This window comes from Sphingomonas sandaracina (genome assembly GCF_036663695.1).
Classification (GTDB): Bacteria; Pseudomonadota; Alphaproteobacteria; order Sphingomonadales; family Sphingomonadaceae; genus Sphingomonas.
In genome coordinates this window covers 221,578-243,035 of sequence record NZ_JAXOJK010000002.1, presented here as the reverse complement: position 1 = coordinate 243,035, position 21,458 = coordinate 221,578, and the positions used below count along the sequence as shown (strand labels likewise).

Annotated in this window: 15 protein-coding genes; 7 read left to right on the top strand and 8 right to left on the bottom strand. The window is 66.2% G+C overall.

What is annotated here, in order from left to right:
- Positions 1 to 118: 118 nt before the first annotated feature.
- From ileS to U1707_RS06435, 3 genes are read left to right on the top strand one after another with little or no spacing between them, the layout of a single operon-like run.
- On the top strand, positions 119 to 3,094 hold the full coding sequence (gene ileS / locus U1707_RS06445) for an isoleucine--tRNA ligase (RefSeq protein ID WP_332799273.1): 2,976 nt from the start codon (positions 119 to 121) through the stop codon (positions 3,092 to 3,094).
- Positions 3,087 to 3,590 (top strand): signal peptidase II, encoded by a 504-nt coding sequence (lspA, locus tag U1707_RS06440; RefSeq protein WP_332799272.1) that lies wholly within the window; start codon positions 3,087 to 3,089, stop codon positions 3,588 to 3,590. Before ileS ends, lspA begins: the two co-directional genes overlap by 8 nt.
- Entirely contained in the window at positions 3,583 to 3,999 is a 417-nt protein-coding gene (locus U1707_RS06435) for a DUF3035 domain-containing protein (RefSeq protein WP_332799271.1), read from the top strand. Before lspA ends, U1707_RS06435 begins: the two co-directional genes overlap by 8 nt.
- Positions 4,000 to 4,354: 355 nt before the next feature.
- On the opposite strand, the gene U1707_RS06430 is transcribed toward U1707_RS06435, so the two are convergent.
- The 5 genes from U1707_RS06430 to U1707_RS06410 form a co-directional block, all read right to left on the bottom strand.
- Positions 4,355 to 5,203 (bottom strand): TorF family putative porin, encoded by an 849-nt coding sequence (locus U1707_RS06430; RefSeq protein WP_332799270.1) that lies wholly within the window; start codon positions 5,201 to 5,203, stop codon positions 4,355 to 4,357.
- Between the two features lie 254 nt (positions 5,204 to 5,457).
- Entirely contained in the window at positions 5,458 to 5,634 is a 177-nt protein-coding gene (locus U1707_RS06425; protein ID WP_332799269.1) for a hypothetical protein, read from the bottom strand.
- 106 nt (positions 5,635 to 5,740) lie between these two features.
- Complete coding sequence (gene metC, locus U1707_RS06420) at positions 5,741 to 6,937, bottom strand: cystathionine beta-lyase (protein WP_332799268.1); 1,197 nt, start codon at positions 6,935 to 6,937, stop codon at positions 5,741 to 5,743.
- Positions 6,934 to 7,764 carry a sulfurtransferase gene (locus tag U1707_RS06415; RefSeq protein WP_332799267.1) on the bottom strand — a complete coding sequence of 277 codons (831 nt, stop codon included), beginning with the start codon at positions 7,762 to 7,764 and terminating at the stop codon, positions 6,934 to 6,936. Before U1707_RS06415 ends, metC begins: the two co-directional genes overlap by 4 nt.
- A 24-nt stretch (positions 7,765 to 7,788) precedes the next feature.
- On the bottom strand, positions 7,789 to 9,339 hold the full coding sequence (locus U1707_RS06410; protein WP_332799266.1) for a cryptochrome/photolyase family protein: 1,551 nt from the start codon (positions 9,337 to 9,339) through the stop codon (positions 7,789 to 7,791).
- Between the two features lie 188 nt (positions 9,340 to 9,527).
- On the opposite strand from U1707_RS06410, the gene queF reads away from it, so the two are divergent.
- The 3 genes from queF to U1707_RS06395 all read left to right on the top strand — a co-directional run bounded on the left by queF (position 9,528) and on the right by U1707_RS06395 (position 13,751).
- Positions 9,528 to 9,986, top strand: coding sequence for a preQ(1) synthase (gene queF / locus U1707_RS06405; protein WP_332799265.1), 459 nt, complete (start codon positions 9,528 to 9,530; stop codon positions 9,984 to 9,986).
- Between the two features lie 146 nt (positions 9,987 to 10,132).
- Positions 10,133 to 12,403: a glycosyltransferase family 4 protein gene (locus tag U1707_RS06400; RefSeq protein WP_332799264.1), complete on the top strand. Its 2,271-nt coding sequence runs from the start codon at positions 10,133 to 10,135 to the stop codon at positions 12,401 to 12,403.
- Between the two features lie 64 nt (positions 12,404 to 12,467).
- Complete coding sequence (locus tag U1707_RS06395; RefSeq protein ID WP_060526546.1) at positions 12,468 to 13,751, top strand: glycoside hydrolase family 130 protein; 1,284 nt, start codon at positions 12,468 to 12,470, stop codon at positions 13,749 to 13,751.
- 335 nt (positions 13,752 to 14,086) lie between these two features.
- Here U1707_RS06395 and U1707_RS06390 read toward each other — a convergent pair whose 3' ends face one another.
- The 3 genes from U1707_RS06390 to U1707_RS06380 form a co-directional block, all read right to left on the bottom strand.
- Positions 14,087 to 16,060, bottom strand: coding sequence for an OPT family oligopeptide transporter (locus U1707_RS06390; RefSeq protein WP_332799263.1), 1,974 nt, complete (start codon positions 16,058 to 16,060; stop codon positions 14,087 to 14,089).
- A 238-nt stretch (positions 16,061 to 16,298) separates the two neighbouring features.
- On the bottom strand, positions 16,299 to 17,540 hold the full coding sequence (locus U1707_RS06385) for an N-acetylmuramoyl-L-alanine amidase family protein (protein WP_332799262.1): 1,242 nt from the start codon (positions 17,538 to 17,540) through the stop codon (positions 16,299 to 16,301).
- 256 nt (positions 17,541 to 17,796) lie between these two features.
- Entirely contained in the window at positions 17,797 to 17,961 is a 165-nt protein-coding gene (locus U1707_RS06380; RefSeq protein ID WP_332799261.1) for a hypothetical protein, read from the bottom strand.
- 121 nt (positions 17,962 to 18,082) lie between these two features.
- Between U1707_RS06380 and U1707_RS06375 the strand changes: the two genes are divergently transcribed.
- Positions 18,083 to 21,106 carry an Rne/Rng family ribonuclease gene (locus U1707_RS06375; protein WP_332799260.1) on the top strand — a complete coding sequence of 1,008 codons (3,024 nt, stop codon included), beginning with the start codon at positions 18,083 to 18,085 and terminating at the stop codon, positions 21,104 to 21,106.
- The last annotated feature ends 352 nt before the right edge of the window (positions 21,107 to 21,458 follow it).

Here is a 21,458-nt window from a genome sequence, read left to right as displayed (position 1 = left end):
GCTAGCGCTAGCTCCTGCCCCACGCCGACCCACCCCCGGCCCCTCCCTTCCAGGGAGGGGAGCAGGAAGGGGAAGTGTTTGTGTGTCCCCCGTCGCTCGGCTACAGCCCGGCCCACTTATGACCGATACTCCTGCGCCCGCCCGCGATTACCGCGACACCGTCTTCCTGCCGAAGACCGACTTCCCGATGAAGGCGGGCCTTGCCGCGAAGGAGCCGGCGATCTTGGAGCGCTGGGCCAAGCTCGGCATCTACGACCGGTTGCGCGAACAGCGGCTCGGGCGCGAGCGGTTCATCCTGCACGACGGCCCGCCGTATGCGAACGGCGACATCCACATGGGCCACGCGATGAACAAGGTCCTGAAGGACATCATCGTCCGCTCGCAGTCGCTGATGGGCAAGGACGCGCCGTACGTCCCCGGCTGGGACTGCCACGGCCTGCCGATCGAGTGGAAGGTCGAGGAAGCGTATCGCGCGAAGAAGCTCAACAAGGACGACGTGCCGGTCGACCAGTTCCGCGCCGAATGCCGCGCCTATGCCGAGAAATGGGTGGCCGTGCAGAAGGCCGAGTTCGAGCGGCTCGGCGTGATGGGCGACTGGGCCGATCCGTATCTGACGATGAAGTACGACGCCGAAGCCACCATCGTCGGCGAACTGCTGAAGTTCGCCGAGAGCGGCCAGCTGTACCGCGGCGCGAAGCCGGTGATGTGGTCGCCGGTCGAGAAGACCGCGCTCGCCGAGGCCGAGGTCGAGTATGAGGACATCGTCTCCACGCAGATCGACGTCGCGTTCGAGATCGACTCTGCGCCGAATGCGCCCGAACTGGTCGGCGCGCATGCGGTGATCTGGACGACGACGCCGTGGACGATCCCGGTGAACCAGGCGCTGAGCTATGGGCCTGAGATCCGATATGCCCTCTGCGAACTCTCTGATGGCACAAAAGCGGCATTGCTATCTGACGGACGACCTATGCCCGTTGTCGGACGGCCCGAACATGTCCGCGCCCGGAAGGTATTGATCGCAATATCCGAAATCGAATCCCTTCAGGGGCATTTGATCAGGAATTTTGAAGAGCGCTCTGGGCTTTCAGTGCTGTTCCACGACAAGACGCCCGTCTTCACGGGCAAGCAACTCGCCGACGCCACCGCGCGTCACCCGATGCACGCGCTCGGCGGGTTCTTCGCAAAGCCGCGCCCGTTCCTCCCCGGCGCGTTCGTCACGACCGACGCCGGCACCGGGCTCGTCCACATGGCGCCGGACCACGGCGAGGACGATTTCGAACTCTGCAAGCAATACGGCATCGACCCGGTCTTTGCGATCGACGGCGCCGGGATGTACCGTGCCGACTGGGCATGGCTCGGCGGCCAGGGCAGCGTCATCAACAAGAAGTTCGTGAGCGCCGACGGCCCGATCTGCACCGACCTGCGCGAGGCCGGCGCGTTGCTGGCCGCGAGCGACGACTTCAAGCACAGCTACCCGCATTCGTGGCGCTCGAAGGCCAAGGTGATCTTCCGCGCGACCCCGCAATGGTTCATCCCGATGGACTCTTCGTCTGCTCCCTCTCCCCTCCGGGGAGAGGGTCGGGGTGAGGGGCAGCCCAGCAATGCTGCGCCCGGAACAACCCCTCACCCCAGCCCTCTCCCCGACGGGGAGAGGGAGCCCGGCAACGGCGCCACCCTCCGCGAAATCGCGCTCGACGCGATCGCCGCCACCACCTGGATCCCCGCGCGCTCCGAAAACCGGATCACGTCGATGGTGCAGGGCCGCCCCGACTGGGTCATCTCGCGCCAGCGTGCCTGGGGCGTGCCGATCGCGCTGTTCGTCGACCGCGCCACCGGCCAGTACCTCAACGACCCCGCCGTGAACGCCCGCATCGTCGAAGCCTTCCGCGAGAACGGCGCGGACGCATGGTACGCCGACGGCCACCAGGCGCTGCTAGGCCCCGACTACGTCCTCGCCGACTATGAGGTCGTGAAGGACATCCTCGACGTCTGGTTCGATTCCGGCTGCACGCACGTCTTCACCGTCGAAGCACGCTACGGCGAAGGCAGCCGCGCAAACCTGTATCTCGAAGGTTCGGACCAGCATCGCGGCTGGTTCCAGTCGTCGCTGCTCGAAAGCTGCGGCACGCGCGGTCGCGCACCGTATGACGCGGTCCTCACGCACGGCTTCGCGCTCGACGGCCAGGGCCGGAAGATGTCGAAGTCGCTCGGCAACGTCGTCGATCCGCTCAAGATCATCGGCGAGTCCGGCGCTGACATCCTGCGCATGTGGGTCGCCTCGACCGACTATTTCGACGACGTGAAGATCGGCAAGGAAGTGCTCGCCACCGCCTCCGACGCGTATCGGAAGCTGCGCAACACGTTCCGCTACATGCTCGGCGCGCTCGAAGGCTTCGACGACTCGGAGCGCGTCGCGGTGTCCGACATGCCCGAGCTGGAACGCTACGTGCTCCACCGCCTCGGCATGATCGACACCGAACTGCGCCAAGCGGCCGAAGCCTACGAGTTCAACCGCTACACGCGCCTGCTGACCGACTTCGCGAACGAGGACCTGTCGGCGTTCTTTTTCGATATCCGCAAGGACTCGCTCTATTGCGATGCGCCGAGCGACATCAAGCGCCGGTCGTACCGTACCGTCCTCGACGTGCTGTTCCACGCGCTGGTCCGCTATGCCGCACCGGTGCTGTGCTTCACCGCAGAGGAAGTGTGGCAGTCGCGCTTCCCGAGTGCGGACAGCTCGGTGCATTACCTCGAATGGCCCTCGCTGCCTTCGCTCGACGTCAACGACGTGGTCGGCAGCAAGTGGCATGAGATCCGCCAGTTGCGCGTCGCCGTCACCGAGGCGATCGAACCGCTCCGCCGCGAGAAGACGGTGCGCTCCAGCCTCGAGGCCGAGATCACCGTCCCCGCAATGCTGCTCGATGCCGACGCGCTGGCGGAAGCGTTCATCGTCGCGAAGGTCACGTCGGGCGACGCGGTCACCGTGACCCGCACCGACTTCCACAAATGCGGCCGCTGCTGGCGTCACCTCCCCGAGGTGACGGTCGATGGCGAGCTCTGCAACCGTTGCGACGAGGTGGTGGCGCATGCGTAACCTGCCAAAAGCCGGGTTCGGCGCGGCGATCGCCCTCTTCCTCGCCGACCAGCTCAGCAAATGGGCGGTGACCAAGCCGCTCGGGATCGACTCGCTCGGCGACTCGCAGACGATCACGTCGTTCTTCGACCTGCGCTTCGTGCCGAACATCGGCATCTCGCTCGGGCTGCTCCCCGCCGATGGGCACCTGACCCGCTGGGCGCTGGTGCTGCTGACCGGCACGATCGCGATCGGCGTCGCGGTGTGGATGACGCGCGAGAAGAACCCTGCCGATCAGGTCGCGCTCGGCTTCGTGCTCGGCGGTGCGATCGGCAATATCCTCGACCGGATCCGGCTCGGCTACGTCGTCGATTTCGCCGACCTGCATATCGGCGCGTGGCGTCCGTTTTTGGTCTTCAATGTCGCCGATGCAGCGATTACTGTCGGCGTGCTCGTCCTGCTTGTTCGGGCGCTACTCGTGCGCGAGAAGCCCCCTGTGGAGAATTCCCATGCGTAAGTTTGTGCCCCTGGCTGCCGGTATGGCGAGCGTCGTCGTCCTCCTGTCCGGCTGTGCGACGAACAAGAGCCTCGATCGCGCGCGTCCCGACGAGTTCGCCGTCGCGCGCCAGGCGCCGCTGGTGATCCCGCCCGACTTCGCGCTGGTCCCGCCACAGCCGGGCGCCGCCCGCCCGCAGGATACCGCGGCCAACGCGCAGACGCTCGACGCGCTGTTCGGCGGCGCCGCGGCCCGCAGCCCTGCCGAAACCGGCGTGCTGAACGATGCCGGCGCGGACTCGGACGATCCCGGCATCCGCTCGAGCGCGGGCGATCCGGACACCACGGTCGTCGACAAGGGCTCCACGACACGCGACATCGTCGCCGCCCCCGAGGGCGACGGCCAGGACGCACGCGCCAAGGCGAACTGATCCGTCTTTGACCGAAGTACGAAAAAGGGCGGCTCCTCGCGGGGCCGCCCTTTTTCGTATTATCGGGCCTCGTCCCACCGCCCCCACCCCGTCATCCTGACGAAAGTCAGGATCCAGAGCCATTAGCGCGACGCCTGCGGCTCTGGATCCTGGGTCAAGCCCAGGATGACGGGGTGGATGTTGCGGTATCTCCTGCCTCTTGTTCTCCCGCGAAGGGTTCCCTTCGAAGTACTACTTTGAAGGGGCCCTGAAGGCGGGAGCCCAGTCTGGGTCCCCGCCTTCGCGGGGAAACAAGGCTTTGGTGTGCAAGCCGACACGTTCCACACCCCGTCCGGAACGTGTCGCTCTTAAAGTCTCAGAACGCCGCGGTCAGCGACACCAGCACCTTGCCGTTAGCGATGGAACCGGTCCCGTCCTGCCCACGGCTGAAGCTCGGCTGGAGATAGGCCGATTCGCGCTTCGAGATGTCGGTGTCGACATAGGCGACACCCAGCGTCAGCGGCGTCGTCGGGATCACGTAATCCGCGCCGAGCAGCCAGTCCCAATATTCGCCGGTCGGCGACACGCTGGTCGCGAAGGGGCCGAGGCCCTTGTTGCCGTTCGAATGGCCGACATGCGCCTTCACGGTCAGCCCGGTGTTGGGAATGCCGCTGCTCACATCGCCCCACAGGTACAGATTGTCGTCCTTGGCGTTGACGCGGTCGTACACCCCGTTCGCGGCCGACGTACCGTTGGTGTACCAGGGTCCGAGCGCCTGCTGCTTGGGCGCATAGGCGACCCCTGCCAGCAGCGCGACCGGGCCGGCCGTGCCCGACAGCTTGGCATAGGGTTCGATGAAGTCGGTGTTATCGAAGCCGCCCGGATACATGTACCACGTCGCACCGACGTCCAGCGCGCCGCCGCCGACCGGCACTTTGTAGCCTGCGACCAGGTCGAGCTCCATGTTGGCGCCGCCGAACGTGCCCCAGCCGGACAGGTTCGACGCCCAGGTGCCGATATACACGCCGCTCTTGTGCGCGACCGTGATGCCGCCCTGCACGGCGAGGTTCTCGTCCGACTGTGACACGCCGCGGAAGCGATAGTCGCTGACGAGGCCGACCGACCCCGTGACCGTAACCTCCTTGGGAGGCGCGGTATCCTGCGCGAACGCGGGCGTAGCGGCGGCCAATGCGATGCCGCCGAGAAGAAGTGTGGTGAAGCGCATCGTTTCCCTTTCGATACTGGAAGTCGATGTCCGCCCTGCATCCGCCGACGCCGCATCTATCGAGGCAGGGCCTCCGAGTGCGGTCTTTCGTACGGTGAAGAATGTGTGACAGCGCATGGTGCGCCGCACAAGCGAATCTTGCGTGATCTCAGGGTTTGACACGACTCATGTTGCGCGAGGGCCACACCGAAGTCGCCTAGATGCAACGAACTTCGCTCCGTTCCCCTCGCCAGGGAAGCATGACGCCAACCGGGCTATGTCGCGATGACGATGGCAACGCCCGTAATCGACAGAACGATGCTCAGGACGACGACCCAGCGGACGTCCGGCGTGTCCTCCAACGAACTGGCCCGATGTACCGCGAAGAGCATCACCGCCGTACTCACCAGAACGATGGCGCTGCCCAACAGATCGCCCTGTGTCTCGGTCATCACTCGCCCCGTCGCTACGCCGAGGACTAGGGTAGCGGCGCGATCCTATCGTCGTGATGACGCGGCGGTGAAACCTCGGCCGCGGATCGACGGCCGCGGCAGATCTTCAGCCGCGCAGCGCTCGAAACGCTGCCAACCCCGCCTCCAAGTCCGCGATCAGGTCCGCGGGGTCTTCGAGACCGATCTGGAGGCGGACCATCGGCCCCGCCGCCTCACGCTTCGTCACGGTGCGGTGGCGCTGCGGGTCGGCGGGGATGGCGAGGCTTTCGAAACCACCCCAGCTATAGCCGATGCCGAACAGCTGGAGGGTGTCGATCAGCGCCGCGCGGGAGGCTTCGTCTCCCCCGTTGAGAACGAACGAGAACAAGCCGCTGGAGCCCTTGAAGTCGCGGACGAACAGGTCGTGGCCGGGGCAGTCGGGGAGTGCGGGGTGGAGGACCTGTGCGACCTCGGGGCGGCCATTGAGCCACTTGGCGATCGTCAGCGCGCTCGACTGGTGTTGCGCCAGCCTAACAGCCATCGTGCGCAGGCCGCGGCTGCCGAGCCAGCAATCGTCGGGGCTGGCGACTTGGCCGAGCTGGAAACTCGTCTCGCGCAGTTTCTTGAAGTGGCCGGGGGCTGCGGTGACCGAGCCGAGCATGACGTCCGAATGGCCGACGACGTACTTGGTGCCGGCGAGGATCGTCAGGTCCACGCCGCGCTCGATCGCGGGGAAGAACAGCGGGGTGGCCCAGGTGTTGTCGAGCAATGTCGTCACGCCACGCGCCTTGGCGGCGGCGACGATCGCGGGGACGTCCTGCACCTCGAAGCTCAGCGAACCGGGGCTTTCCATGAAGATCGCCCGCGTGTTCTCGCCGATCAGGTCGGCGATGCCGGCGCCGACCATAGGGTCGTAGTAGCGCGTGGTGATGCCGAACCGCTTGAGCAGCCCGCCGGCCATGCCCCGCGTCGGATCATAGGCGCTATCGACCAGCAGCAGTTCGTCGCCCGGAGACAGTACCGACAGCAGCGCCGCAGCGATAGCCGCGACGCCGGAGCAATAGAGGAACGTGCCCTCCGCGCCGGGCTCGAGCGAGGTCAGAGCATCGGCGAGGCTCCACTGCGTCGGCGTACCCTTGCGGCCGTAGAACAGCCGGTGATGCGTATCGCGGGTCGCGCTCTCGCGGAGATGACCGACCGAATCGTAGAGGATAGTCGAGGCGCGCCAGACCGGCGGGCTGACGATCCCTTGAGTCCACTCCGGGCGACGACCGGCGAGGACGACTTTGGTCGCATCGCCGACGGGCTTGTCGATATTGCTCATGCCGTTCCCGTCGCCTTTGGTGTCTCGGGATCGCCGCCCCATTCGGACCAGCTGCCGTCGTACAGCGCCGCGTCGTTACCGAGCAGATGGGCGCCGAATGCGAGCACCGAGGCAGTGATGCCCGAGCCGCAGGTCATCACAATCGGCTTCGACAGGTCGACGCCAGCCTTGTCGAACTCGGCTTTCAGAGCGTCACCGGTCTTCCACGTACCGTCCGCGTTGAACACAGCGCCCTGCGGCAGGTTCTTCGAGCCCGGAATATGCCCCGGCGCGGTGCCCGGCCGCGGGTCTTCCTCCGCGCCGGTGAAGCGCGTCGCGGACCGCGCGTCGAGCACCTGCTCCGCGCCGCTTGCGACGTTCGCCTTCATCCGGTCGAGATCGCGCACGCCCTTAAGGTCCGCCCAGGTCGTGAAGTGCCGATGCCGCGGCGTCTCTTTCCCCGTCGCGATCTCACGCCCCTCGGCCTGCCACTTGGCAAACCCGCCATCGAGGATCGCCACGTTGTGCGCGCCGAACAGCCGCAGCATCCACCACGCGCGCGCCGCCGTGTGCCAGGGCGAACTGTCGTACAGAACGATGCGGATGCCATCGCCCAGGCCCAGCGTCTGCATCCGGCTCGCGAACTTCTCCGCCGAGGGCAGCGTGTTGGGCAGGTCGCTGTCGGTATCGCGCAGTTCGGCAAGGTTCATGAACACCGCACCGGGAATGTGCGCCGCCTCATACTCCGCCGCCGCATCGCGCCCCTCGGCGTAGGTCGCGTCGACGATCCGAAGATCACTCGCGCCCAGTTCGTTCGCCAGCCATTCGGTGCTTACCAACGCGTCCATATGCGGCTCCTTCTGCTCGATCGGTCAGTAGCCAGCGGGGCCGCTCGCGTCGAGGGAGGCGAGGAACCCGGCCGCCTGCGCACGCGTCGCCTCGCGGTCCGCGTCGGACTGTTTCGCCCAGTTGCGATACGGCATCGCCAGCCGGTTGTTGCGCCCCAGCTTGTCCTCGTGCCGCGCGAGGAAATCCCAGTACAGCGCGTTGAACGGGCACGCATCCGGCCCGATCCGCTGCTTCACGTTATAGCGGCAGTGTCCGCAATAATCGGACATCCGGTCGATATACGCCCCCGACGAGATATAGGGTTTCGACCCGAGCAGCCCGCCATCCCCGAACTGGCTCATCCCCAGCGTATTGGGCAACTCGACCCATTCATAAGCGTCGACATAGACCTCCAGATACCAGAGGTGCACCTTGGCCGGGTCCGCGCCGATCAGCAGCGCGAAATTGCCCGTCACCATCAGCCGCTGGATGTGATGCGCGTGTGCGGTCTCCAGCGTCTGGCCGATCGCCTGCGCCAAGCAGTGCATGTCGGTCTCGCCGGTCCAGTACCAGCCGGGCAGCTCGCGGTGATGGTCGAGGAAGTTGCGCTCGACGTAATCCGGTCCCTCGCGCCAGTAGATCCCGCGCATATATTCGCGCCAGCCGATGATCTGGCGGATATAGCCCTCGACCGCGTTGAGCGGCGCACGACCGGCGCGATATTCCGCCTCCGCGCGACGGCAAAGATCGAGCGGATCGAGCAGCCCCGAATTGATGTAGGGCGACAGGATCGAGTGCCACAGATGCCGCTCGCCGGTGAGCATCGCGTCCTCGTAATCGCCGAACTGCGGGAGCGCGTGGCGGAAGAAATTCGCCGCCTGCCGCTCCGCATCCTTCGCGGTCACAGCATAGTCGAACCCATCCAGGCTCCCCGGATGATCCGCGAACCGCTCGGCCACCAGCGCCAGCACGTCCTGCGTGATCGCATCCGGCGCGAACACCAGCGGCCGCGGCATCAGCAGGTCGTTCTTGGCGGGCTTGCGGTTCTCCTTGTCGAAGTTCCAGCGGTCGCCCTCGGGCTTGCCGGCGGTCATCAACAGCCCGGTCCGGGTCCGCATCTGCCGATAGAACCACTCCATCGTCAGCGTTTTCCGCTCCGCCGCCCAGGTCTCGAAATCGGCATGGCTGGCTAGGAAGCGATCGTCGCTGCGGATCTCGACGGGGATGCCGAACAGCGTCTCCCAGCTTTCAAGCATCGCCATCACGCGCCACTCGCCGCCCTCCGTGACGACGATCCGTTCGGGATCATGCCGCTCGACCCCGCGCGCGATCTCACCGGTGAAGCTGCCCGCATTGTCGGGGTCGTCGAGCCTTGTGTATTCGACCGTCCACCCGGCCTCGCGCAGTGCCTCGACGTGATGCCGCATCGCCGACAGGATATAGGCGATCTTGCGCTTGTGGTGTCGGACATAGGTCGTCTCCTCGGCGACCTCCATCATCAGCACGATCGTGGTCGCGGGATCGCAATCCCGCAACGAAGCGAGGCCGATCGTGAGCTGGTCGCCGAGGATCGGTACGAGTCTCGTCTTCGTCATATCAGCGCCCACTCCGTCACCCCGGACCCGTTCCGGGGTCCACCGTTCCGCGCGCTCGCCGCCCGTGGAGTCCGCCGACGGGTGGATGCCGGAACGAGGCTCTCCTGAGCGCAGCCGAAGGGCCCGGCATGACAGAGGAAAACTTCACCCACTTTGCGGCATTCGAATCGCATCCTACATGGCGGCACATGACCGCTCCCCAGAACCCATTGCATCTCGGCCAGAACAGCGCCCTCCCCGCCTCTCCAGAAGAGGCCGTGCTCGATTATGTTCCGAACCCGCGGCCCGGTCGGACGTATCTCGTACGGTTCGCGGCGCCCGAGTTCACGTCGCTGTGCCCGGTCACCGGCCAGCCCGACTTCGCGCACCTCGTCATCGACTATGTCCCGGGCGACACGATCGTCGAATCCAAGTCGCTCAAACTGTTCCTGAGCAGCTTTCGCAACCATGCCGGGTTCCACGAGGATTGCACCGTCGGCATCGGCGAGCGCCTGTTCGACGAGATGGAGCCGGTGTGGCTGCGGATCGGCGGATACTGGTATCCGCGCGGCGGCATCCCGATCGACGTGTTCTGGCAATCGAGTGCACCGCCGCAGGACCTGTGGCTGCCCGATCAGGGGATCGCGCCCTATCGCGGTCGCGGCTGAGGGACGCAAAACATCGGTTTGATTTAGATTGCTATTATTCCCGTGCTGCACTGCAGTATGCCATGAAACTTTATGCTACCTGAACCGTTTAAATTGCTGCGCGACCCGGCTCTGCCTGAGGCTCGCGCTCAAACAAGGGATTGGGTATGGTGAAACCGGCGGACGGTGGGAATATCGCGCGACTGGCGCTGATCGGTAATTTCCTGCCGAGGCAGTGCGGCATCGCCACCTTCACGACCGACGTTTTCACGGCCATGCGCGCACGCTTCCCCGAGATCGCCGTCGACGTCTATGCGATGGACGATCATCCCGGCAAATACGACTATCCGACCGAAGTGACGGGTACGATCCCCGAGCCCGATCTTTCGGCGTATATCGAAACCGCCCGCGCGATCGAGAGCAGCGGCGCGCAGGCCATCTGGCTCCAGCACGAATACGGCATCTTCGGCGGCCCCGCCGGCGAGCACATCCTTGCGCTGCTCGATCGCACCACGCTGCCGGTCATCGTCACGCTCCACACGATCCTCGAGAAGCCCAATGCCGACGAGCGTCGCGTGCTAGAAGGGTTGTTGCGTCGCGCCGCCCGGGTAATCGTGATGGCCGAACGTGGCCGCGACATCCTGCAGCGCGTCTATGGCGCCAACGCCCGCCAGATCGTCATGATCCCGCACGGCGTGCCCGATCGCGATCTGCTCGATCCCGCCACGCTGAAGGACAAGTTCGGCTGGGAAGGCCGCAAGGTCATGCTGACGTTCGGCCTGCTCGCCCCCAACAAGGGGATCGAGACGGTCATCAACGCGCTCCCCACGGTCATCGCGAAACATCCCGACCTGCTGTACGTCGTGCTCGGTGCCTCGCACCCGAACCTCGTCGCCTATGAAGGCGAGAAATACCGCGACAAGCTGAAGGCCCTGGCGGTCGAGAACGGCGTCGCGGACAACGTCTCGTTCGTTGATGCGTTTCTCGAACATGGCGAACTGCTCGACTATCTTCAGGCAGCCGACGTGTATGTCACGCCCTACACCAATCCTGCGCAGATCACGTCGGGCACGCTCAGCTACGCGATCGGCGTCGGCAAGCCCGTCATCTCGACGCCCTATGTGCACGCGACCGAGATTCTTGCGGACGGCCACGGCGTGCTCGTGCCGTTCGGCGACGTCGACGCCTTCGCACGCGAGATCGACGCGCTGATGTCGAACGACCGCGATCGCAACCGTCTTGCCGAACGCGCCTATGCGCGCGGCCGCACGATGATCTGGCCGAAGCTGGCCGAGGCGATGATGACGGAGATCCGTGCGATCGTGGCGGCGCGCCCTTTTCGCCTGTTGAAAGTGCCGGCGCCCCTGAAACAGCTGAAGCCTGATTTCGCGGCGGTCGAGCGCATGAGCGATTCGACCGGGATGCTCCAGCATTCGATCTATTCGGTTCCCGATCGTCGTCACGGCTACTGCATCGATGACAATTGTCGTGCGCTGATGCTGATGAGCGCGATCCCCGACATCGACGAGGTTCAGCGCGACAAGTGGATGACGATCTATGCGTCGTTCGTGCAGTACGCGTGGAACCCGGACACGCGTCGTTTCCGCAACTTCATGAACTATGATCGCACGTGGTGCGAGGATGCGGGGTCGGAGGATTCGAACGGCCGCACGCTCTGGTCGCTCGGCGTCACCGCGCGCGATGCGCAGGCGGCGAAGCATCGCGACTGGGCGACCGCCATGTTCGATTCCACTGCGTCGATGGCGCTGGAACTTGGCTCGTTGCGCGCGCAGGCCTTCGCGATGCTCGGTGCGGCGGCGATGCTGGAGGCCAAGCCCGGCCATCAGCTGTCGCTCTCGATCCTCGAAGCCTTCCCGAAGGTCCATCTCGACCTGCTCGCCAAGGCACGTCGTCCGGAATGGCAGTGGTTCGAGATCGTTCTCGCCTACGACAATACGCGCCTCCCGCAGGCGCTGATCCGCGCTGGCCAGGCGCTCGGGCGTCAGGATCTGATCGACTGCGGCCTCGCCACGCTCGACTGGATCGTCGCCAAGCAGACGTCGCCGGAGGGTCGTTTCCGCGCAGTGGGTTCGGAGAGCTTCAACCGGCCCTATGCCGAGCCGTTGCAGTTCGACCAGCAACCGCTGGAGGCGCAGGCGACCGTCGACGCGTGCGCCGCGGCGTATGACGCGACCGGAGACGTGCGCTGGCGTGACGAGGCGTTGCGCGCATACGGCTGGTTCCTCGGCGTCAACGACCTCGACCTGCCGCTGGCCAGCGTCGCTGACGGCGGCTGCTACGATGGTTTGATGCCTAACGGGCTCAACCGAAACCAGGGCGCCGAGTCGATTTTGGCGCTCCAACTCGCAAGTTGTGCCATTTCAGGGGTATCAAAGGCAGCGCAAAGCGTGGCAGGAGCCACCCGCGTCGTCGCCTAGCCTGACCGGAGCAGGTCTCGCTAAGGGCGGCGCGCTGAGTGGAACGACGCGGGGCACTGCTACGATGGATCTGTTCAACCACCAGCTGCGGCTGCACGCGGACCCTTCGCGTGTCGTCGTGCGACCGTTCCATATCGCCTGGGGCGGTCATGGCGGCGCACCGAGCCGCACCGAGCGGCTCGTCGGCGAAGTGCTGGAAATGTCGCCCGCACAGGCGCGTGCGCAGCTCGAGGTCGTGCTGAAGGATTTCGAAGCACGCCACTGGCAGACGCGGCGCGTGTTCATGACGCGCTACGACCAGATCGAGGATATGCTCGGGCTGAACGGCGCGGAGATCGGCGACGAGAAGCGCCAGCTGATCGGCGCGTATTTCTGCCACGAATACAGCTATGCCGCGGCCGCGCTGATGAACCCGAGCGCGGTGCCGCATTTCGACCAGTCGGGCATGCCGCCTGGGTCGATGCGGATCCTGATGAGCTTGCGCGCGGTCGGCGAAGGTCACATCTCGTCGGTCGCGTTTCGCGAGGGCATCATCACCTGCGAAAACCAGATGAAGCTCGCGCCCGAGCCCCCGTTTGCGACCGCGACCGACGCGGTCGGCAGCGGCGAGGACGAGATGCCGATCGGCCCCGTCACCGTATATCGCCACCGCGACAGCACGCTGAGCGGCACGGTTATCTTCCCGATCACGCAGGCGCAGTCGAAGGGGCTCGAGGATCTGCGCATCGTCCGGTTCCAGCACGAGGACGGCGACTATGAGTGGATCGGCACCTACACCGCGTATAACGGCTCGGTGATCCAGTCCGAGCTGATGCGCACCCGCGATTTCCGCGCGTTCGACCTCGTGCCGATGACTGGCCCCGCCGCGCGCAACAAGGGCATGGCGTTGTTCCCGCGCAAGGTGAACGGCCAGTACATGATGATCGGCCGGCAGGACGGCGAGAACCTGTTCCTGCTCAAGTCCGACACGCTGACCGACTGGGACGACGGCGAAAAGATCCTGACGCCGGAATATCCGTGGGAGCTGGTCCAGATCGGCAATTGCGGCCCGCCGATCGAGCTCGACGAGGGCTGGCTGCTGCTGACGCACGGCGTCGGTGCGATGCGCAAATATTCGATCGGCGCGGTGCTGCTCGACAAGGACGATCCGTCGAAGGTCATCGGCCGGACGAAGCAGCCGATCCTGGCGGCGAAGGATCAGGACCGCGAGGGCTATGTGCCCAACGTCGTCTATAGCTGCGGGGCGCTGAAGCATGGCGATACGATCTTCATGCCGTACGGGATCGCGGACAGTTCGGTCGGGTTCGCATTCGTGCCGATCAAGGACATGCTTGCCGCGATGAAGTGAAGGGGGGATAGGCGCACCCCGACCTAGTAGACAACCACCCCGGCGAAGGCCGTGGCCCAATCGGGGAACGCTGCTAACAACGGGCAGCGTTCCGTTATTCCCACCTTTCCAATTGGGCCCCGGCCTCCGCCGGGGTGGTGGAATGGGCGAAGGTCCCAACCCAATCTCGTTCTCCCGAAGGCGGGAGCCCAGTCTGGATCCCCGCCTTCGCGGGGCGACAAACATCCTTCTCCGTCACCCCGGGCTTGTTCCGGGGTCCACCCGTCCCGGTACTCGATAGCTTGAGAGAATGCGGCACGGTGGATGCCGGAACAAGTCCGGCATGACGATTGCAATTACTGGGAAGCCGACATCGTCCGCCGGTACATCACCCACGTCAGCACCGCAAACAGCAGCGTCCCGCCAACCAGCGCAAAACTCGCGAACCCATCGCCGACCAGCGCCAGCGGCGTCTCCTTGTTGGTCAAATACACGATCCCCGCAAACCCAACGCCCCAAAGCGACTCCCCGACGATCATCCCGGTTGCGGTCAGCACACCCATCCGCTTGGCCAGTTCAGGATCGCGAGCCCGGTCCGCCCAACGATCATACGCAAACCCCACGACCGCCCCGATCGTCACCGGCAACGTCACCGACATCGGCAGATACACACCAAGCCCGACGCCCAGTGGCGGCAACCGCAGCTTCCCCGCCTTGCCGAGCAGCTCGTCGACCGCGATCACAACCACGCCGGTCAGCGCGCCATAGCCAATCATCGCCCAGTTGAGATTGCCCCCGAGAACGCCCTTCGCCAGTGCCGAGATCAACGCCGCCTGGGGCGCCGCCAGCGCGTTCGGCCCTGCCCCCGGCGCACCGGCAAACCCAAGCGTACTCCCTAGCAAGTTCAACACCGGCGGCACCACGATCGACCCGAACACCACGCCGATCAGCAACGCGACCTGCTGTTTCCACGGCGTCGCACCGACCAGCTGCCCGGTCTTCAGATCCTGCAGATTGTCGTTCGAGATCGTCGCGATCCCGAACACGATGCCCGTCACGATCAGCCCGTAGGCGACCAAGGCCTGCGTCGTCCCCGGCTCGACCGCCCGGCCGAACCACGACACCAGCAGGATCGATGCTGCCAGGATGGCGAGGATGCCGATCCCCGACACCGGCGAGTTCGACGCGCCGATCAGCCCGGCCATGTACCCGCACACCGCTGCGATCACGAGGCCGATGACCAGGATGAACACCAGGCTGCCCGCGATCAGCCCGATCGCCGACGCCTCCAGCGGCCCGCCCTGCAAGACGGTCCAGAGCAGGATGCCGATCGGCACCAGCATCGCCAGCGAGGCGATGCCGACGATCCCGATCGGAATGTCGCGCTCCTCCAGCGCCAGCACTTCGCCGCCGCGCTTGGCCGCCGATGCCGCCAGCGCCGAACGCACACCGCCAACGACGGGACCGGCGATCTTAAGCAACGTCCAGATCGCCGCCACCCCGATCACGCCCGCGCCGAAAAACCGAACGTCCGAGCGGAATACCGTTGTAGCGATGACCTCAGCGGTCCCGGTGACGCTCCCGCCAGAGGTGAGAATCGGCAGCAGGATCCACCAGCCGATCACCACGCCCGCAAACATCGCCATGCCGACCGAGATGCCGACCAGATGCCCCGCGCCGAGCAACGCGAACGACAGCCCGCCCGAGATCCCGGTCGCGCCCGCACCGACGCGAAACCACGTCGCAGCCTCGGCAGCGACCAGCTTGGTCTGCGTCAGGATCGCGAACCCGGCCGAGACGACCGCGTTGGCGACGATGATGCCGAGCCCGCGCGCGCTCTCCTCACCGCCTTCGCGACTCCCCGCGCCGACCTTCAGCACCTCCGCGGCCGCGCGGCCTTCCGGATACGGCAGCACGGTGTCGACGACGAGCGCACGGCGCAGCGGTACCGAGAACAGCACGCCGAGCACGCCGCCGAACATCGTGATCGCTGCGGTGGTGAAGAACGGAAAGCCCTGCCACCAGCCGATCATCACGAGGCCCGGCAACACGAAGATGATCGCCGCCAGCGTCCCCGCGGCGGACGCGATCGTCTGGACGATGTTGTTCTCGAGGATCGTCGAATCCTTGAACAGCCGCAGCACCGCCATCGAGATCACCGCGGCCGGGATCGAGGTCGCGAACGTCAGCCCGATCTTGAGCCCGAGATAGACGTTCGCCGCGGTGAACAGCAGCGTGATGATCCCGCCGAGCACGATCCCGCGGAACGTCAGTTCTCGCATGCTGGTTTCGGGGCCGGTGTCGGATACGCCCCGCGTCGTGTCGGCCATCTGGTGTGTCCTGAAAATTCAGGCTTCCGAATGCCGGGTAAGCTCTTGGAGCGCAACTACCGCCCCCCTCCGTCATACCGGGCTTGTTCCGGCATCCACCGTGCCGCATGATCGAGAGACGCGAGTTTGCGGAACCGTGGACCCCGGAACAGGTCCGGGGTGACGGAGGGCTGAGGAAGCGCATAGTGCACCAGAAGCATGTTGTTCCCGCGAAGGGCAGGTTGCTCTCTCCTGAACTCTACCGCGTCGCCATCCGCCGCGCGAAATGCACCTCGACCGCCCGCGTCACGCTCTCCGCGATCCGGTGCCGCCCCTCGCTGCTATCCAAAAACGCCGCGTCCTGCGGGTTCGAGATATACCCCGTCTCGAACAGGATCGACGGCATGTCCGGCGCCTTCAAGACCATCAGCGACGCCATCCGGTGGAAGTTCGCCTTGAGCGGCATCAACGGCCGCGCCTCGCGCCCGAGCAACCGCGCGAACGTCGCCGACGAATTCATCGTCTCGCGCTGCGTCAGGTCGATCAGGATCGACGACACGTCCGCGGGCGCCTCGCCGAGATTCACGCCCGAGATCACGTCTGCCTTGTTCTCGCGCGCGGCCAGCCGCGCAGCCTCCTTGTCGGACGCCACCTCGGACAGCGTGTAGGCGGTCGCCCCGGTCGCATCCTCCGACCCCGTGCTGTCGCAGTGGATCGAGATGAACAGGTCGCCCTTCAACCGCCGCGCCACGCCGTACCGCTCGCGCAGGACGAGATAGCGGTCGTCCTCGCGGGTCAGCGCCACGCGCACCCGGCCGGAGGCGAGCAACTCGTCGCGGATCGCCTTTGCCACCTTCAGCGTCACGTCCTTCTCGCGCAGCCCGTTTGGCCCGATCGCGCCCGGATCGACGCCGCCATGCCCCGCATCGATCACCACCAGCGGCCGCGTGTCGTCGCCCTGCACGCGCGGCAGCCGCATCCCCCGGGCCTTGGGCGGCACCGCGACCGACACCTTGTATTTGGGCCGCGAGGCCGCGCCGAAATTGAACGGAAAGAAGTTGAGCGGCCCGGCGATCCCGGCCTGCGCGAACTGGTCGTCGTCGACCTTGCGCAGCGCCAGCGTCAACTCGCGCCCGTCGGGGTCGAACCCGCCGTCGGTGACGATCGCCGGCTCGGCCAGGTCGAACACGATCCGCATCCCCGACCGGCCGCTGCGCATCTGCGCGACGCCGGTAACCAGCCCGCGCCCGGCGACCTCCCGCCCCGGAGTAGCACCCGACACGTCGACCGCGATCTGATGCTGTCCGGTCAGGATCCGGCTGGCCGCGTTCCCGACCGCCTCGTCAAAGCGGATGACGATCCGCCCGTCCCTGACCGCGACGCTCTGCACGGTCGCCGCCCAGGCGGGGACGCTCGACAGCCAGCCGGCCATGAGGGCGAGTATGGTGAACACCCCGCGCCCTTGCCGTGCGGACCTGCCGCCGGTCCAGAGAAAACCCATGCTACACCCCATTTGATCGATACATCCGATCACTGTGAGCGAGCGATACGACTGCGCATCACAAGACGCGGTTGCGCAGTGCGGTTAATTCGCCGTTTGCCACGTATGGGCCGGCAAGGCTCTGCCGCTCCGGCAAGTCTGCGCCTTCCCGCCCCGATTTCGCGCCGAAATGCGCTGGAAAGCGGCCGATGTCGGCCTAGTTGCGAGATCGGGTATGCAGTGCTAGTCCTGTCGTACAGCCGTGTGTCGCCTAGTTTTATACCAGCGACGCGCCGGTCTCGACGCCCGCCTGCGGATCCTCGCCGGCGCGGCAATTCAGGTTGACGCTCGAATGACGCATTCCCCCCGCCCCGCTCTCCGACCGGCCTTCGCCGACGGGATCGCGGTCGTGCGGGCGCCGCAGGGAGAGTTCCCGCGGCATGCGCGCCGAGCAGAGGCAGTTTCGCATACCTTCCGCGAGTCAGGACGTCCGTGTCCGACCGCCCCACCATCTTGCGCGCGACGGCTGCCGACAGGCCCGGCGCGCGCGCGGAGAATCTATAATGACAACGCGCATGCTGATCGACGCACGCCACCGGGAAGAAACCCGGATCGCAGTCGTCAAGGGTAACCGGATCGAGGAATTCGATTTCGAGAGTGCCGAACGCAAGCAGCTCAAGGGCAATATCTACCTCGCCAAGGTCACGCGGGTCGAGCCGTCGCTCCAGGCGGCGTTTATCGATTACGGCGGCAATCGCCACGGCTTCCTCGCGTTCAGCGAGATCCACCCCGATTACTACCAGATTCCCAAGGAAGATCGCGACGCGCTACTTCGCGAAGAAGCCGAGCACGCCGCCGAGGAAGCCGCGCTGCGTGCCGACTACGACTCGGACGACGAAGAGGGTGACGACGAGGACGACATCGAGCGCTTCGAGGACGATGGCGGGGTAGATCCCGACGTCGCCGACGAGCTTGAAGGCGGCCCAGACTCGGGTGAGGCCCCGCGACGGAAACGCAAGTCGAACGGCGACGATGCAGCCGTGGAAGACCTGCGCGAGCGTCGCATGAACCTACGCCGCCGCTACAAGATCCAGGACGTGATCCATCGCCGCCAGGTGCTGCTCGTCCAGGTCGTCAAGGAGGAGCGCGGCAACAAGGGCGCCGCGCTGACCACATACCTGTCGCTCGCCGGCCGCTACTGCGTGCTGATGCCGAACACGAGCCACGGCGGCGGCATTTCGCGCAAGATCAGCAACGCGGGCGATCGCAAGCGTCTCAAGACGATCATGGCCGACATGCAGTTGCCGCCATCGATGGGCTGCATCGTCCGCACCGCGGGCCTCCAGCGCTCGAAGGTCGAGATCAAGCGCGACTTCGATTACCTCGCACGTCTCTGGGACGGCATCCGCGAGGCCACGCTGAATGCGTCGGCCCCCGCGCTAGTCTACGGCGACAGCGACCTGATCAAGCGGGCGATCCGCGACATCTACAACAAGGAAATCGAAGAGGTCATCGTCGAGGGCGAGGACGGCTATCGCCAGGCGCGCGAGTTCATGCGCCTGCTGATGCCGACGCACGCCCGTCGCATCAAGCATTACGCCGATCCGGTTCCCCTGTTCCAGCGCGCCGGCGTCGAGGATCAGCTTGCCGCGATGTACCACCCCGTCGTCCAGCTGAAGTCGGGTGGCTACCTCGTCATCAACCCGACCGAGGCGCTCGTCTCGATCGACATCAACTCGGGTCGTTCGACGCGCGAGCATTCGATCGAGCAGACCGCGACCGCGACAAACCTCGAGGCCGCCCAGGAAATCGGCCGCCAGCTCCGCCTGCGCGACATGGCCGGGCTCGTCGTCATCGACTTCATCGACATGGATAACAATTCCAACGTCCGTAAGGTCGAAAAGGCGATGAAGGAGGCGCTCAAGAACGATCGCGCGCGCATCCAGATCGGCCGCATCTCGTCGTTCGGCCTCATGGAAATGAGCCGCCAGCGTCTGCGCACCGGCGTGCTCGAAGCGTCCACGCGCCCCTGCCCGCATTGCGAAGGCACCGGCCTGGTCCGTACCGCGTCCTCGTCGGGCATCTCAGCGCTTCGCCTTATCGAGGACGAGGCCGCCCGCGGTCGCGGGTCGCTGCTCACCCTGCGCGCCAGCCAGGAAGCCGCGGTCTACATCCTTAACCGCAAGCGCGCCGACATCTCGGAGATCGAGGATCGCTACGGCGTGATCGTCGAGATCATCCCCGGCCAGGACGAGGAAGGCGCGCACATGACGGTCGAGGCCAGTGGCCCACCGCCCGCGCACGCGCCGAAGTTCGTCCAGATTATCGAGGAAGACGAGGACGACCTCCCCGAGGAGATCGAGGACGAGATCGAGGAGGACGAGGTCGAAGAGGCCGAAGCCGAGCAGCCGCGCCGTCGTGAGGGGGGGCGTGAGCCCCGCGAGGGCAACGGCGAGCAGCGTGCGCCCCGCGAGGGTCGAGATGCCGATGGCGAGGGCGGCAAGAAGCGCCGTCGTCGCCGCGGCCGTCGCGGTCGCGCGCGTCCGGGTGAGGAAGGTGCCGCAGAGGGCGTCAACGAGGATGGTACTTTCGAGGACGCCGACACCAACGTCGAGGAAATCGACGAGGTCGAGGGCGACATCGTCGAAGTCGGCGGTGGCGAAGCGGTCGAGGACGGCGCTTCTGCCGATCAGGCGAACGGCGTCGAGGGCGAAGGCCGTCGTCGTCGCGGCCGTCGCGGTCGTCGTGGCGGTCGTCGCAACGAACAGGGTAATGGGCAGGGCAACGGGCAGAACGGCCAGTCGATCGCCGTCAGCAGCATCGACGATGCCCAGCTGATCGCCGAGGCACCTGAGCCCGAGCCGTATGAGCCGGTCGAGTCGACCTATGCCGAGCCGCCTTACGAGCCGGTGCAAGAGCCGGCCGTCGAGGAAGCCCCGGTCGCGGAAGCGGTCGAGAGTCCGAAGATGCGTCGTCGTCCTCGGGCGCGGGCGGCAGCCGCGGCGGCGAACATCGCCGAAGCGGTCGCTGAGGCAGCCCCGAAGGCACGCCGCAGTCGCAAGCCCCGCGCGGTCGAGGCGGAAGCCGAGACGGTCACGCCGGAGCCGGTGGTTCCCGAGCCGGTCGTTCCCGAGCCCATCGCTCCGGAACTGGTCGTTCCGGAGCCCGTCGCGGCCGAGCCGGTTGCACCGAAGGCAGGCCGTCGTCGTCGCGCCGCGGTCGCCGACGCCACGATGGACGAGGTGAGCGCAACGCCTGCCGAGACCATCGAAGCCTCGGCCCCCAAGCCGAAGCGTGCGCGTCGCAAGGCGTCGGACGCCGCGGTGGAAACGCCGGTCGTCGAGGAAGCGCCTGCCAAGGCTGCCAAGCCGCGCGGTCGTCCCCGCAAGGCCGCCATCGTCGACGCCGGCGACGTCGCCCCGAGCAGCGAGCCGCTCGCCACGCCGATCGAGACCGTCCCGCCCAAGGCTGAAGTCCAGCCACAGGACGTCGCGACGCCCCGTAGCGACGGGGACAGCAACGAGGGCACCAATGACGACCCCGACGGCGCCCCCCGCCGCGGCTGGTGGCAGCGCACCTTCGGCTAACGCCGGACGCTGAACCAGAGAACGGGCGCGACCGAAAGGCCGCGCCCGTTTTCGTTTGTGGAGGGGGCGATCGTCCGGCCGCATGGTGGCCGTGAACGTCCAACGCCCCCATGGCGACGAAAAAAGCTTGTTTCCCCGCGAAGGCGGGGACCCAGACTGGGCACCCGCCTTCGCGGGTGAACAAGACACGAGGGCGATGCGAAGTTTGGGTCCGCTAGTGAGGGGGCCCCTCCCACCACCCGACACCACCCGACACCACCCGACACCACCCCGGCGAAGGCCGGGGCCCAGTTGGAAAGGTGGCAATAACGAAGCGCCACCCCCAGTTAGCAACGCTCCTCAACTGGACCCC

What these genes read in the sequence shown, in the direction of transcription:
- ileS (WP_332799273.1), top strand. Translation starts at nt 119, where the DNA reads ATGACCGATACTCCTGCGCCCGCCCGCGATTACCGCGACACCGTCTTC.
- lspA (WP_332799272.1), top strand. Translation starts at nt 3,087, where the DNA reads ATGCGTAACCTGCCAAAAGCCGGGTTCGGCGCGGCGATCGCCCTCTTC.
- U1707_RS06435 (WP_332799271.1), top strand. Translation starts at nt 3,583, where the DNA reads ATGCGTAAGTTTGTGCCCCTGGCTGCCGGTATGGCGAGCGTCGTCGTC.
- U1707_RS06430 (WP_332799270.1), bottom strand. Translation starts at nt 5,203, where the DNA reads ATGCGCTTCACCACACTTCTTCTCGGCGGCATCGCATTGGCCGCCGCT.
- U1707_RS06425 (WP_332799269.1), bottom strand. Translation starts at nt 5,634, where the DNA reads ATGACCGAGACACAGGGCGATCTGTTGGGCAGCGCCATCGTTCTGGTG.
- metC (WP_332799268.1), bottom strand. Translation starts at nt 6,937, where the DNA reads ATGAGCAATATCGACAAGCCCGTCGGCGATGCGACCAAAGTCGTCCTC.
- U1707_RS06415 (WP_332799267.1), bottom strand. Translation starts at nt 7,764, where the DNA reads ATGGACGCGTTGGTAAGCACCGAATGGCTGGCGAACGAACTGGGCGCG.
- U1707_RS06410 (WP_332799266.1), bottom strand. Translation starts at nt 9,339, where the DNA reads ATGACGAAGACGAGACTCGTACCGATCCTCGGCGACCAGCTCACGATC.
- queF (WP_332799265.1), top strand. Translation starts at nt 9,528, where the DNA reads ATGACCGCTCCCCAGAACCCATTGCATCTCGGCCAGAACAGCGCCCTC.
- U1707_RS06400 (WP_332799264.1), top strand. Translation starts at nt 10,133, where the DNA reads ATGGTGAAACCGGCGGACGGTGGGAATATCGCGCGACTGGCGCTGATC.
- U1707_RS06395 (WP_060526546.1), top strand. Translation starts at nt 12,468, where the DNA reads ATGGATCTGTTCAACCACCAGCTGCGGCTGCACGCGGACCCTTCGCGT.
- U1707_RS06390 (WP_332799263.1), bottom strand. Translation starts at nt 16,060, where the DNA reads ATGGCCGACACGACGCGGGGCGTATCCGACACCGGCCCCGAAACCAGC.
- U1707_RS06385 (WP_332799262.1), bottom strand. Translation starts at nt 17,540, where the DNA reads ATGGGTTTTCTCTGGACCGGCGGCAGGTCCGCACGGCAAGGGCGCGGG.
- U1707_RS06380 (WP_332799261.1), bottom strand. Translation starts at nt 17,961, where the DNA reads ATGCCGCGGGAACTCTCCCTGCGGCGCCCGCACGACCGCGATCCCGTC.
- U1707_RS06375 (WP_332799260.1), top strand. Translation starts at nt 18,083, where the DNA reads ATGACAACGCGCATGCTGATCGACGCACGCCACCGGGAAGAAACCCGG.